11 protein-coding genes and 1 tRNA gene are annotated in these 13,862 nt (G+C 57.3%); 5 read left to right on the forward strand and 7 right to left on the reverse strand.

All coding sequences use genetic code 11. The features are described from left to right. Nucleotides 1-317 precede the first annotated feature (317 nt). Nucleotides 318-1,586 carry a GGDEF domain-containing protein gene (locus tag M9Q49_RS13790; RefSeq protein WP_254509337.1) on the forward strand — a complete coding sequence of 423 codons (1,269 nt, stop codon included), beginning with the start codon at nt 318-320 and terminating at the stop codon, nt 1,584-1,586. Nucleotides 1,587-1,715: 129 nt separating this feature from the next. On the opposite strand, the gene prmC is transcribed toward M9Q49_RS13790, so the two are convergent. The 4 genes from prmC to M9Q49_RS13810 form a co-directional block, all read right to left on the reverse strand. After that, entirely contained in the window at nt 1,716-2,594 is an 879-nt protein-coding gene (gene prmC, locus M9Q49_RS13795) for a peptide chain release factor N(5)-glutamine methyltransferase (protein ID WP_254509338.1), read from the reverse strand. Nucleotides 2,595-2,704: 110 nt separating this feature from the next. After that, a complete protein-coding gene (prfA, locus tag M9Q49_RS13800; RefSeq protein WP_254509339.1) occupies nt 2,705-3,778 on the reverse strand; it encodes a peptide chain release factor 1 in 1,074 nt (357 codons plus the stop codon). Nucleotides 3,779-3,994: 216 nt separating this feature from the next. Beyond that, nucleotides 3,995-4,252 (reverse strand): 50S ribosomal protein L31, encoded by a 258-nt coding sequence (rpmE, locus tag M9Q49_RS13805; protein ID WP_254509340.1) that lies wholly within the window; start codon nt 4,250-4,252, stop codon nt 3,995-3,997. Between the two features lie 561 nt (nt 4,253-4,813). Next, nucleotides 4,814-5,797, reverse strand: a complete 984-nt coding sequence (locus M9Q49_RS13810) for an endonuclease/exonuclease/phosphatase family protein (protein WP_254509341.1) — start codon at nt 5,795-5,797, stop codon at nt 4,814-4,816. Between the two features lie 349 nt (nt 5,798-6,146). On the opposite strand from M9Q49_RS13810, the gene M9Q49_RS13815 reads away from it, so the two are divergent. The 3 genes from M9Q49_RS13815 to M9Q49_RS13825 all read left to right on the forward strand — a co-directional run bounded on the left by M9Q49_RS13815 (nt 6,147) and on the right by M9Q49_RS13825 (nt 8,090). Continuing rightward, nucleotides 6,147-6,653, forward strand: a complete 507-nt coding sequence (locus M9Q49_RS13815; protein WP_254509342.1) for a hypothetical protein — start codon at nt 6,147-6,149, stop codon at nt 6,651-6,653. A gap of 161 nt (nt 6,654-6,814) precedes the next feature. Further along, nucleotides 6,815-7,936, forward strand: a complete 1,122-nt coding sequence (locus M9Q49_RS13820) for a GTP-binding protein (RefSeq protein WP_254509343.1) — start codon at nt 6,815-6,817, stop codon at nt 7,934-7,936. A gap of 72 nt (nt 7,937-8,008) precedes the next feature. Continuing rightward, nucleotides 8,009-8,090, forward strand: a tRNA-Ser gene (locus M9Q49_RS13825). A gap of 111 nt (nt 8,091-8,201) precedes the next feature. Here M9Q49_RS13825 and M9Q49_RS13830 read toward each other — a convergent pair. The 3 genes from M9Q49_RS13830 to M9Q49_RS13840 all read right to left on the reverse strand — a co-directional run bounded on the left by M9Q49_RS13830 (nt 8,202) and on the right by M9Q49_RS13840 (nt 11,119). Beyond that, a complete protein-coding gene (locus M9Q49_RS13830; protein ID WP_254509344.1) occupies nt 8,202-9,458 on the reverse strand; it encodes a tyrosine-type recombinase/integrase in 1,257 nt (418 codons plus the stop codon). Beyond that, nucleotides 9,458-9,757, reverse strand: coding sequence for a hypothetical protein (locus M9Q49_RS13835; RefSeq protein WP_254509345.1), 300 nt, complete (start codon nt 9,755-9,757; stop codon nt 9,458-9,460). Before M9Q49_RS13835 ends, M9Q49_RS13830 begins: the two co-directional genes overlap by 1 nt. A gap of 144 nt (nt 9,758-9,901) precedes the next feature. Continuing rightward, nucleotides 9,902-11,119, reverse strand: coding sequence for a hypothetical protein (locus M9Q49_RS13840; RefSeq protein WP_254509346.1), 1,218 nt, complete (start codon nt 11,117-11,119; stop codon nt 9,902-9,904). Between the two features lie 398 nt (nt 11,120-11,517). On the opposite strand from M9Q49_RS13840, the gene M9Q49_RS13845 reads away from it, so the two are divergent. Beyond that, entirely contained in the window at nt 11,518-13,821 is a 2,304-nt protein-coding gene (locus tag M9Q49_RS13845) for a CRISPR-associated endonuclease Cas3'' (RefSeq protein WP_254509347.1), read from the forward strand. Nucleotides 13,822-13,862: the final 41 nt, after the last annotated feature.

A 13,862-nucleotide genomic window follows, 5' to 3' on the forward strand; every position in this document is an offset into this window, starting at 1 on the left:
CGCCTTCTCCCTGCCAGTGTTGTTGCATTGCTGCGAGTGCGCAGTTTTTGCCAGCGTGTCGTTTCGCGGTTAGAACTTCCGCCCGTAACGACTTTGCTGCCCCTACCGATTCTCCGGTGTCTAACACAAGATTCGGCTGTACCGGCTGTGACGGATAATCCTCTTGTAGGGATTCCGGTCATAGAAGATGCGCAAACTTTTCCAGCTAGCGAGCGACCGCTGCGTCGCGATTGCTGGCAACCGCCGCGAGCAGCCGCAATCGGGCAGAAAGCCTATTCGCATGACGTAGATTGTTGAGGCGTAAGGAATTAGTCGGAGTGCAGCGCTTGATCCTGTTCGTGCTCAGCATCGCAATCATGAACTTCGGCCTGGGCTATGCGCTCGCCGTGATGCTGTCTGATGCGCCGTTGCTACCAGCCGATTTCCTGCAACGGCTGAAATCTGCCGCCCTCGGCGGGGAGCAAGCCGAGCCGCCGCCGCCTACCACGGCCAACCTGGAAGACATTCCCAATGCGTGGATCGAGCAGCTCACTGCGGCCCATTTGCCGCCGGGCAGTTTTTGGGAAGCGCTGCTGCTGAAACTCTGGATCGAAATTACGCCGCTGCGCGAGGAACTCCTTTCGGAGGAGGTTCGCGCCCGAATGGCAGTCAGCTCATTGGAAGCCACGCCATCGGGGCAACTGCTGGATGACGTCAAGCATGCCCTGTCGCGCTGGCAGTTGCTGCTCGACGAAGTCTATCTGTTGCTGTTGCCCCGCCTCGATTCGCTCGGCAGCGACCAGGCCGATGCAGATCGGCTCGATCAGCAGTTGGAAATGCAACTGGGGCATCTGACTCAACATCTGGCCGTGCTCGCCGACATCGATCTCGAGAAAGAGCGCGAACTCGGGCTGCGCGAATTATTGACAGTGCTGCGCGAATCGATCGAGCAGCTGCATGACCATCGCGACGGCGTGCAGGCGTTGCTCGGCAAGCGGCTGCGCGGCAGCGAGTTGATCGGCTCCGGTCAGCCGTTGTATCTCGATCCCCTCACCGGACAGGTCAGCCGGATGGGGCTCGAGAATCTGTTCGAACTCTGGTTCCGCGAAGATCCGCAGCGGCTGCGACTCGTCAGCTGTGCGCTGGTCGATATCGATCGCTTCGGCCGCCTGAACGATCGCCTGGGCCTTCGCGCGGGAGATCGCTTCCTCTCCACGATCGCCAACCTCGTTGGCGCCGGCATTCGCACCGACCGCGGCTTCGACCGCATGGCGCGCTATTCAGGCGAACAATTCCTGCTGTTCTTCGGCGATACCGGGCCGCGGAACGCAGCGAGCGCGATGGAGCGGATCCGTCAATCGCTCGAAGCCGTGACGCTCGACTACGAAGGGAACGAGCACGACGTGACGATCAGCGCCGGCATCGTTTCCATCCAGCGCGGCGATACCATCGAAAAGCTCTACGCCCGTTTGGAAGTCGCACTGCAGCGAGCCAAGACCGACGGCCGCAACCGCACTGCCGTGGATGAAGGCGAAGGCCCCGAGACGCTGTTCGAACCGCAGCGTTATCCCGTTCGGGCAAAGCATGTGCGGATCGAGACGCAATAGTCGCCATTCGCTCCGCGAAAGAGTGCGTCTTTAAGTAGGCCGGACCATTGGTCCGGCCAGAACTGCACTTCGCCTGATTTCGCTGGTACCCGCCTCTTAGACGGACCACTGGTCCGTCCTACGGCGACATTACTTCCGCTTTGCCGTGACGATGCGTTTGTGACCGGCCAAGTCCTTGATAATCGCAGCGGGCTCGTAGTTGCCATTGGCATTGAGCAAGGCACCGACTTTGTCGGCGATCATGGGGCTGACTTCGAGCGCGAGCAGCCCGCCGGCGTGAAGATGTGCTGCCGCTTGCGGAATGAGTTTGGCGATCAACTCTGTTCCATGTGGCCCAGAGACGAGGGCCGATTTTGGTTCGAAGTCCTTGACGGTCTTGTCGAGTTGCTCAAATTCAGCATCGCTGACGTACGGCAAGTTCGCTGCCACGGCGTGGAACTTTTGCTGTGGATCCACGCCGCTCAGCAGATCACCGAGGACAACCTTCACGCGGTCGGCGACGCCCAATTCAGTCGCGTTTTTACGAGCGACCTCAGCGGCTCCCTTACTCGCGTCGATGGCGGTTACCTGAGAAGTCTTCGCTTGCTTCGCCACCGTGATCGCAATCGCGCCGCTGCCAGTGCCGACGTCGGCGACTTGCAAGGCAGAGTTCGCAGGCCAGGTCTTCAGCGAATCGAGAATGGCGATGACGAGGTGTTCGGTCTCAGGACGCGGAATGAGCGTGTCGCGCGTGACATTGAAGTTGAGCGAGTAAAACTCTTTCTTCCCCACGATGTACGCGACGGGCATGCCGGCTACGCGGTTCTTCACGAACTCGCGAAACTTCGCTCGATTTTCGTCGTTAACGATCTCTTCGAAGCGCGTATAGAGCGCGATTCGCGGGCAACCCAGCGCATAGCCGAGCAGTACTTCCGCTTCCAGTCGCGGCGATTCCATCTGCTGCTTCTTGAAATAGTCAGCCGTCCAAGTCAGCAGGCGATTGATCGTCCAAGTTTCCGCAGTGCTCATCCGTGCCTCGCATCCCGTAGGGTGGGTCGAACGTACTCGTGAGGCCCACCACGATCAGCAGGTTTCGGTGGGCCTCACGAGTACGTTCGACCCACCCAACAATCTGCGAATTAGTCGAGGCCACCCATCGCACTGCGGAGTGCGTTGCGATCGTGCTCGATCAGCGCGTCGGTGACGGGTTGCAGTTCGCCCGCGATGATTTGATCGAGCTTGTAAAGCGTCAAGCCGATGCGGTGATCGGTCAGGCGGTTTTCGGGGAAGTTGTAGGTCCGAATCCGTTCGCTGCGGTCACCGCTGCCGATGAGCGACTTGCGTTCGGCAGCCCGAGCAGCACGGTCGCGCTGCTGATAGATGTCATACACGCGGCTCTTCAGAATCCGCATCGCCTTGGCCAGGTTTTTGTGCTGGCTCTTTTCTTCTTGCATGAAGACGACCACGCCCGTTTCGAAGTGCGTGAGCCGCACAGCGGACTCGGTCTTATTCACGTGCTGACCACCAGGGCCGCTCGCGCAAGTCTTGTCGATGCGGTAGTCTTCCGGCTTCAGGTTGACTTCGACGTCTTCCACTTCCGGCAGCACAGCAACGGTGGCCGCCGAGGTATGCACGCGCCCCTTCGCTTCGGTTTCGGGGACGCGCTGCACGCGATGGCCACCCGATTCGTATTGCAGCTCGCGGTAGCTTCCTTCGCCTTCGATCGTCAGGATGATTTCTTTGAAGCCGCCCATTTCGGTTGGGTAGGCTTCCATGATTTCGACTTTCCAGCCGCGCTTGTCCGCGTGCCGCTTGTACATCTGGAACAAGTCGTGGGCAAAGAGCGCACCTTCGTCGCCGCCCACACCCGCGCGAATTTCCATCACGCAGCGCAACCGGTTGGCGTCTTCGCCGCCGACGGTCATGTCGAGGAGTTCGCCCCAGAGTTGTTCGCGATGTTCACGAATCGAGGGGAGTTCTGCTTCGGCCAGTTCGCGCTCTTCCTCGCTGGGACTGGTCAGCATCTTCCGCAGCTCTTCGATTTCGGCGACAAGCTGTTTGAAGCGGCGATACTTGGTCGCCACTTTGGCGAGTGTGCCGTGCTCGCGTGCGATTGCGGCTAGCTTCGCACCCTGGGCCAGCACCTCCGGGTCAGACATCTGCTTTTCGAGGTCTTCGAACCGGACCAGCTGTTTTTCTAGATCGTCACGCATGATGCACCTGTTTCAGCGAGAAAGCAGGGGCAGAAAATACCGCGGCGGAATGTCAATAAATGCCGCGTTGCCGGCCGCCCAAATCTGGCGCCGGCATTTCCGCTTGCCCCAACCCACGGACTGCAAAAAGAGGTGCAGTCCAATCCCTTATACGACTCTGCGTGCTCGCGGCAAAACCAGCGTGCACGCAGCAACAATCCGGGTGGGGGCTGGCCGCTACTCGTCGGCGGCGGGAACGACCTTCTTCTTCGGCTTGCTCGTGAGGCTGGCGTATTGGCCGGCCTGGAACTTGTTCTGGAACTTCTCGATACGGCCGGCGGTGTCGATGTACTTCAGCTTGCCCGTATAGAACGGATGGCAGGCCGAACAGATATCGATCTTCAGCTCTTTCTTCGTCGCCCGCGTCTTGAACGCATTGCCGCAGCTGCACGTAACCGCGCACTCGACATAATTTGGGTGAATTTCGTCTTGCATGGCTCTCAAAATCCTATTTTTTTGGCGGCACGCACTACCCTGGCGGCCCATAGCTCCGCTGGATGCTTGCAGCGGAAACATGTAATGATACAGGGCTTAGAAAAAGGCGACAAGGGCTGCTTCCACTCGACCAAGCCTGTCTGGCGTTGAGCTCGGGAGGGCGAGGCTCCCGCCGAGCTGCGCCGGTCGAAAGCTGTCGCCGGCGGCCTTCACAATTCCACCTCGGCGGCTCGGCAGGAGCCTCGCCCTCCCCACGATAGCGTGGCGGATTTACGCCGGACCAGAGATGTCAGTTCTGCCGCGTCGATGTGCTGCCGGATGGTCGATTTTCGCCTTCAACAGGCCAATCTAAAGCCACCCAAATTAGCTACGATAAAGTGCAATATTCGAGATGCGATATCGCAGGCAATTTTTGCCATTAACCATTCCTTAGCAACGACTTGCGAAAGAAACGGCAGTTTTCATCACCTGTTATATTCCAGGGGTACGAAAGGGGGGGCGATTAGCGGAGAGCTAGAGCATGTCGTCGGACGAGCCGGCCGAATTTTTAGCCCCAAGAGTTCAATACTGAACCGGATTGCCATTTCCCTTGGCGATGCTCCCCGGCCGGCCACCTTCGTAGATGCTGAACTCGGCCCACACCGGCAGGTGATCGGAAACTTGCAGCGCTTGCTCGAGCGACAAGTTGTATTGCCGTAAAAAGTCAAACACGCCGCCGCGGCCGCTGAACTCGGTCGTCGAGACGCGGCTGAAAAGGATGTTGTCGTACTGCTTGTCGCCGCGCGTGTTGGTGTGCGTGTTATTCACGACGCACACCAGGTTCGGCAGTTGGCCGAGCTGACCCAGTCGCGTGTTGTGAGCGTTGAAGTCGCCGAGCATGATCACGTCGTCTTCATGGCGCTGGTCGTCGCGCACGGCGAGAAACACATCGTCGAGCCATTCGAGCTCGCGATCGACTTCGTCCGGATCGGTGTGGACATTGACCAGCGAAAAAGTGAACGCATCTTGCGGCTGTGGTCCGCGAGTGCGAAACCAACCGACGAGCGGCGGCCGATGCAGATAGCGATTCGGATCGTCGACGGTGTAAAGCTGATTCGGATCGACCTCGACACTCGCCATGTCGAAGATGTACGCGTATTGCTCCTTGCTCACCGTGCGGCCGAGTCGCGGGCCGACGACATAGCTGTAGCGATACTTGCCGTCGGCGTTCAACATTTGCACCAGTTCGGCGCACACATCGCGCTGCGCGCGAATCTCTTGAATGGCAATCACGTCGAAGTTCTTGAGGATGTCGACGATGATCGGCATAACCTCGGGGTTGTTGATTTTGCTTTCGCCGAAGACCTGAATGTTGAACGACGCGATCCGAATCGTGCCGGTCGAGTTAATCCGCGGCGGCGGCGGTTGGGTCCAAGTGGTGTTCGTCGTCGGCAGCCCATTCGCAGCCGGCAGATTCTTCAGCAGGGCTTGCAGCGGTTCCTTGAAAAAGTAACCACCGCCGAGCAAAGCGATGATGACGAACAGCAGCGAGGTGTTCTTTTTCATGGGAGGGGGCTGAGGTCTAGGAACTAGGAGCTAGGGAAATTCGCGCGCGGGAGTGTAGAAGGATCCCGCCAATGCGCGAAGTTCAATCCGCCCCTGCTAGCTGCACGCCCCATCACCCATCACCCATCACCCATCACCCATCACCCATCACCCATCACCCCATCACCCAACCTCCTGTCCTCGCCTCCCGCCTCTCGCCTCCCTCCCCCCGCCTTACATCGAAGTAATTTGTCTATTTCGCCCCAACCGCAAGAATGATGGGTGTAAGTGTCCGCTTCGCTTCGCCCATCCCAGCCCGCGAGGCCGGTTGGGATGGCGACTTCTTTTGGCTCGCTGAGGAGCAGGGATCATGGACGCCAACAATCAAGGTTTTGGCGGGAGTATGCAAGGGTTTGCTGGCAGTGCCCAGAGTTTTGCTGGGAGCAACCAGGTTGCGTCGGAGATTCGCGCGGTCGATGAAATCGTCCACGCACTCAAAGTCACGATGAGCGAAACGGCATGCCAGCCGTCGCTCGATTCGCTCAACTGCGTGAAGCATGGCGCGGAGTTTCTCGAAGATCATCTACGGCGACTCTTCCGTCTGGAAGAAGATCACGGGCTGCTCGAGATACTGCTCTACATTCACCCGGAGTTCGCCCACGAAGTGGTGAGGCTGCAGCAGGAACACGAAGTCATTCGCTCGGAGGCCCACCGCCTGGTGTTGCAACTCGAAAACGCTTGCCGGCCGAGCGACGCCGAACTGCACGACATTCTCGAGCACCTGCGCCTGCTGATCATCAAGATCGTGAACCACGAACATCACGAAACGGCAGTGCTCGTCGAATCGGTGAACCGCGACGAAGGTGGCGAAGGCTAGGCGGCGGCGGTCACAAGCCTGAAACGCAAGCGAAGGGTTCACTCGGGCCCCTTCGCTTGCGCTTCAGGCTTGTGGTCGATGATCTCGCAGTCGCGGCTTGGTGCATTTAGAATCAACGCACCGCCGAGTTGCCCGATCCTCTCCCGCTTTCCGTATCGCCCATGACCGCCACTCCCTCGTCCGCCATCCGTTTCATCATGCTCGGCGGCTTCCTCGGCGCCGGCAAAACGACCACGATCGGCCGACTCGCCCGGCATTATCAAGATCAAGGCTTGAAGGTCGGCATCGTCACGAACGACCAGGCCACCGACTTGGTCGATACCCAAAGCTTGCGAGCCCAAGGCTTCGATGTCGGCGAAGTCCCCGGCTCGTGCTTCTGCTGCAATTTCAATGCGCTGACAAAGACCGTTGGCGAACTGAGCGCTGACCAACGGCCCGATGTGATCCTCGCCGAACCGGTCGGCAGCTGCACCGATCTGGTCGCGACCGTTGTTCGTCCACTGCAACAACTCTTCGCCACGCAGTTCGATGTCGCGCCGTATGGCGTGCTCCTCAAGCCGAGCCACGGCGGACGGATTCTGCGGAATGACCCGCGGGCCGGCTTCTCGCCACAGGCCGCGTACATCTTTCGGAAGCAACTCGAGGAAGCCGATTTCATCGTCATCAACCGCGTCGATCAACTCTCGCCGGCAGAAATCAGCGAACTGACGGATCTGCTCGAACGCGATTTCCCCGGCACGCCCGTCCTGCGACTCTCGGCGAAAACCGGCAACGGCTTTGTCCCGTTTCTAGAAATGATCGACCAGCGTGGGCGCTTCGGCAGTCGCCGCATGGAAGTTGATTACGACGTCTACGCCGCCGGCGAAGCCGAACTCGGTTGGCTCAACAGCAGCTTGAAAATCACCGCCGCCGAGCCCTTCTCGCTCGACGATCTACTGCTCGACCTGGTGAAAACCCTCGCGCAATCGCTCGCCAGGCAAGGAAGCGAAACCGCCCATCTCAAAACCATCGGCTTGGCCGACGGGGTTTATGCGGTGGCCAATCTCGTCAGCAGTTTCTCACCCCCGGAGCTTTCGCTGCCGTCGCGAGCCCAGGTGAAATCGGCCCAAGTCATCGTCAACGCCCGCGTGGCCATGCTCCCCGCCGACCTGACGCAGCAGGTTCACGCCGCTCTTGAGCAAATCTGTCAGAAATACCACGCCCGGCTCGAAATCCAGCAGACCCAATCCTTCCAACCGGGCCGACCGGTCCCGACCCACCGCCTGCTGGAATCCACGCCGTGAAGCAACCGATGTAAACACCTTGCCGAAGCTGCCGCCGTGTTGTAGATATACATGTTCGCGGCAGTAATGCCCGGAGGGTATCCGAATGGCTAGGAGACTGATTCGAAATCAGTTGCCCCGCAAGGGGTTGAGGGTTCGAGTCCCTTGCCCTCCGCTTCGCTGTTTGCAGTCGTCTTAACTTGTTTGCTGGACTTCTTTTGCGGCGACATGTTTGATTGCCCCAGTCGATTGGGGCAATCAGTGGGTCAATCACGACTTCGCCACACTACTCTTCAACGGTCGGCTGGTTGGCTTTTGGTTTTGGTGCAACCCCGATTAAATCACCAGGAGGTTGCTGACTGGTGTCTCCGAGAAGGACCAACTTCGCCATCTGCTGCCGCGACTCAGCGTCGTGCAGATGGTAATAATGCCGAACCATCTCACTGTCTGCATGACCGAGCCACTCCATTGCAACGCGCTCGGGCGTTCTTTGATTTGCGCACATTGAGGCAAAGTAATGCCGAAAGCTATGGAGCCGACCATCGGCGAATGACTTCTTACCGGCTGTGCTCGGGAAATGTTTCACAAGCGGTGTGAGGACGTCCCGAATTAGGATGTTGCGGACCGTGTCGGGCTTCAGCTTTCCGCCGCGCGGACCGTAGAAGACAAGGGTTCCGCGTCGCGTCAATTTCTGCAGGTCGATACTTAAATCGGTGTGTAGGGGTAGAGATCGGCTGCGACCGCTCTTGAGTTGGCGATTGCTTTTGGCGCTCCCCCTGCCGCTTTCGTCGGTTAGCGTGAGCATTCCACGTGTAAGATCGATATCGGACCACCGCAACGCGGCAAGTTCTGAGATCCGCAGGCCGGTGCAAGCTAATCCGGTAATCACACTTGCCATCCAGTCGAGGTCGCTTCGCTCCCGGCAGTGGGCGACCATTGCAGAGACCTCGGCGGGTTCGTAGCAATAAGCTCGCTCACTCTCGACTTTTTTCAGTTTTAGTTTCGGCGGCTCGTATCCGGTAAGGTGTTCTTCTTCAACCAGCCATCGAATCGCCTGTCCTAGCGTCGTTAGTTCGTTGCGAAGCGTCTTTGTCTTGTAGTCGCGGCTCTCCAGATGAGCCGCGTAGCGGTTGAGAATCCGTTTATCGACGTCATTCCACGCGGTTACGTTGTTGGTTTGCGCAAACTCCAAGAACTTGTCAAAAACTGTCTTGTAGCGCTTCTTCGTCGATGGTTTTACACCACCGCTGATTCGAGGTCGGCCCAGGTATTCCTCGTAAAGCTGTCGACCGGCAAGGAGAGTGAGCGTCGTCTTAACCGAGTGAGTTGGGGCCGGTTTTGCGAGTCCAAGGTCGATTGCACGAGTAGTGTCGAGGGCGGCAACGTTTTGCTCAGCCTCGGCGCGGATACGTGTCCCCAATGAATGGCGACCAGGATTAATCTCGTTCGTTCGGCCGTCGGCGTACCACACGCCTCCTCGCTGAAAAAGCGTCCAGGTAAAGTTCTGACAACGTATCAGATCGTACTTTCGATCTTTTGGCATTATTGCTCCTCTGTTTTGGATGGATTCTTCATCCAGCGCGGGGCTTTGCCGCTGCGCACTGGCTGAACTATGTTTTGGTTGGCTTTTGAGGCGGTGACCGCTGCCTGTTGATCACGCGTTTGCGAGCAGAGCGCGCTTAACGGAATCAAGACACGGCAGCGTTTTCCGCCATATTGCTTTTTGGGAAGGGTTCCATCGGCAAGGCGGCGATGGACCGTCGCCAGAGAAAGGCCGGATAGCTCCGAGAACTTTGCGGGCGACACATGCCCCACACCGTTGATGTTGATGTCCACCGACATTTTCGCCCCCCGTCGCAGATGAACGCGAGATTGCGGTAGACGACCGCAACTGCTTGGGGGTTAGTGTTGCAATTCCGAATAATTCGGTAAGGGAAAACGCGTGGAAGCGTTTTCCCCGCCGGCTAGATACATGCCTACGGATGCCTAGTTGGAGCCGAGCTTTGGCCAGGACCTGCTAAGCTTATTACGCAGAAATTGTAGATCCTTTTTGATACTGTCGTCGGTCGTGCCTAGGAAGTCGGCGATTGCTTCCCGTAGTCGGGTAATCTCCCCTTTCACGTGAGCTTCGTGTCTTTCGAAGAGCAGTTCCCAGTAATGCTGAACTTCAAGCAATCGTGCAAATCTGGCAATTGGAGCCTTCGTGAGATTGTTGGATTGAGTAATTTTCATCCACTCACTCAAATACTCCGGTTTTGAATCGCGAACCGCCTCTTCCAGCATCGAACGAAGAGCGTCTCGACTTGGAATAGGATAGATATCGGGTAGGTTGAACACCCCGCCAGCTGCAATGAGTTGGCGAAGAATAGACGTCGGAAAATCACCGCTCAACATTGGCCGCATGGGAATGGGAAGCCGGATACCTGCCATTCCCAAAAGGCGCCATCGAACTAAAAACTCTTGGGCAACTTTCGGCAACGAATCGCCTGATGACTCGGAGTTGGCGTCAGGCATAAGACTCACAACTCTCGGGCCGGATGCGAATACTTCATCCCGCTCGCGCCGGAATTCCGCGTTGGTATTCAGCCACCCGGCATACCCACGCGCGATCGTATTTATCCACGTCGACCGCTCATCGAGTGTTCGGTTGACTTGGCCGATCTGTGCCACATTAAGTTCGTTCCAGCCCAGATTGCGGGCGAGTTCAGCCGTCAAGCCGAAAGGTTTTGAGGGACGCAACAACGAAAAATGAAGCGGTTGAGTCTGCTTGAAACCCACCTGATGTGAATGATCATTGCAAACTGCGGCCAGGCTCTTTTCCAGCGGCCACAAATTGTTCTCTCTGGTTACTTGCGTTGCGTGTCGTTCGATCGACTGCAGTAGTCCCGGCGGAAGCGTGTAGAAGGACTCTCCCTTAATCAACGGATGGCTCGTAAACTCATCTGGCACCATTCCGCTGTGCGTGCCGAGGGGTGGTAACAGCGGCAGTCTGCCAAGCATTCGAAAATGGTCAGGTAGCGGTTGCAGCGTCAGTTTGTTCTCTTCGGATTGAGCGAGTTGCTGCAAATGCTGCTTCACAAAATCCGGAAGGCGGTCTGTCTCGTTTACTTCGCTGGGCGTGGCAGCCGCTGAAAATTGCTTCTCCGTTGAATTCGATCGATTGCTCTTCGCTGAACGCTTCGAGTTACTCGCCCTCTTCGCCATTATGACACGCAATCTTGGAATTTTAAGGAACCCATTTATCGTCACCTGATTATGACACGATTTAGACAAGAATTTAGGCGATCGCTTGAAGCAGGGCGATTCAGAGCAACTGGACGCACATCGGCAATAGCTATATTGCCCTCATCTGATTATGACGCGTTTTCGCCGATAATTTAGCTGCTCGGACGCCGCGCCGGCTATAAATTGCATTCGAATCAGCTGGCTCAATCACTCAGCAGGTGACAAAAGCAGCGAGCAGCACATTGGCCCCCTGGAACCAGCTGCGCATCAATTCCGACGCCCACTCTTAGCCTGGAATGGTTGCTGCCGTATCCTCGTGGAGGCCGCTACCGTGCCGGGCACACGCAGCCATGCGATAACACGAAGGGATGTATTCGATGGACCTGTCGCCAGGCCGGAAGTTCTTTGCTCACACGTTACCTTGTCGGCCACCCGAGGAATGGGAGTCGCTGCACGTTCATTTGCGAGAAGTTGCCGAATTAGCAGAGAGATTTGCGAGCAACTTGAATGCATCCGAATGGGGCCGGCTGGCGGGTCTATGGCACGATCTGGGCAAGTTCAATCCTGCGTTTCAAGCGTACCTTCAATACACAAACAGTTCTGACGATGGCCATAAAGAAGAGCTCAAGGGCCGGATCGACCACTCCACCTTCGGCGCTCAATTCGCAGTGCGGCAAACGCCGCAGCTAGGCCGTCTTCTCGCCTATTGCATCGCAGGTCATCACGCCGGTTTGCCGGACAACGTGCGTGATGACTCTGGGCTCGAGCACCGCTTGAAAAAAGTGTTCGACTTTGACTTCGCTGACAAAGATTTTGCGAGCCAACTGCCGGCTCCCGAACTGAAAGGAGGCGGTGGAAGACAGCACCCAGGTTTCACCATCGCCTTCTTTGTGCGGATGATTTTTTCTTGCCTCGTCGATGCCGATTTTCTCTGCACCGAACGGTTTATGAGTCCCGAACGATCGGCATTTCGTCCTGATTGCCTCCCTGCGCCCGCCGAGTTGTTGATGCGACTCAATGATTTCTTAGCGAAGAAGGAAAAGACGGCAGATCCCACACCTGTCAACGAAATCCGCCGGCAGGTTCTTACTGCTTGTCGCCAAAAAGCTGCGTTCGCCCCGGGGTTCTTTTCGCTCAACGTTCCGACCGGCGGTGGCAAGACTCTGTCGTCGCTGGCATTTGCCCTCACTCACGCTGCAGCTCACAATCTGCCGCGCGTCATCTATGCGATTCCCTTCACGAGCATTATCGAGCAAACGGCTGATATCTTCCGTAGCGCCCTCGCCGATGAGAGTAGCGACAATTCGTCAACCTGTGCAGTGTTGGAACACCATAGCAGCATTCCCATCGACGATCCCGAGCGCCAATCGCAGCAGACACGCCTCGCGGCTGAAAACTTCGAAGCTTCGCTGGTGGTGACAACCAACGTTCAACTATTTGAATCGCTCTTTGCCAATCGCACCTCGCGCTGTCGCAAGCTGCACCGACTTGCTCGAAGCGTGATCATTCTCGACGAAGCCCAAACACTACCCGTTAATCTGCTCCATCCGACGCTTGCTGCGCTCGATGAGTTGGTGCGTAACTACGGCAGCACTGTCGTTCTATGCACAGCCACGCAACCCGCGATTACTGCTCGTGAGGATTTTCCCATTGGCATCGAGGCCGCCGGAGTTCGTCCAATCATCGACGCACCACAGCAACTCCATGACAGCCTTCGCCGCGTCCAGGTTCAATCCGCAGGCCGACTCGATGATTCGACACTAATCGCTCAGCTCCTGGCCCGACCGAAGGTTCTCTGCATCGTCAACTCAAAGAAGCACGCGGCAGAACTCTATCGACTCCTCTCCGTGCATGATGAGGAGGCGATTCACCTCAGCGCTCAACAATGCGCCGCGCATCGCAGTGAAATAATCAAGCAAGTCCGCGCCCGAGTCAAGGATTCACGCACCCTGACCTGCCGCGTAATCAGCACTTCTGTAATCGAAGCCGGCGTCGACGTCGATTTCCCCTCGGTGTTTCGTGCAGCAGCAGGCCTCGATTCGATTGCCCAAGCCGCCGGCCGGTGCAATCGCGAAGGAAATTTAAAGAACGGCGGCGAGCGGTGCCTGGGCGAACTCGTGGTGTTCGACTACGACGAAAAACTCCATCGGCCGCCAGCATTCACCGCGCAGGCCACCGGCAGTTATCGCGAAACTCTGCCCGATCATCGCCAGGATCTGCTTTCGCCAGCAGCGATTGAGCAATTCTTCAGCCTGCACTACTGGAAGAAAGGAGGTGACCAAGGCGAAGGCTGGGATCGCGGCAAAGATAAGCAGCGAATCATGGACTGCTTCGGCGGTCGTGAAGGTCGCAGCCTGCTGCATTATCAATTTCGCACAGCTGCCGAAGCCTACCAAATAATCGATGAGGCCCAGACTCCAGTTCTTGTTCCGTATGGCCAGGGGAAGCAGCTAATCGAGCAACTGCGCCGCCTGCCCGAACCGCCCTTCGGCGGCTTCGATCGCGCCGCGCAGCGATATGTTGTGAACGTTCGCGAACGCGACCTTCGCACGCTGCTGAATAACAGCGTGCTCTTACAAAATCACGATCGCTATTACCTGGCGAATGACAGTTGTTATCACCCATCACTAGGCTTGGTTTTTGAAGGTGTGGGCTTGGATCCGGAAATATTAATCGGCTGACAAAATACTAGTTGACATTTCGCGATTTAGTGATATTTTGT

It is taken from the genome of Anatilimnocola floriformis (assembly GCF_024256385.1).
Lineage (GTDB): Bacteria > Planctomycetota > Planctomycetia > Pirellulales > Pirellulaceae > Anatilimnocola > Anatilimnocola floriformis.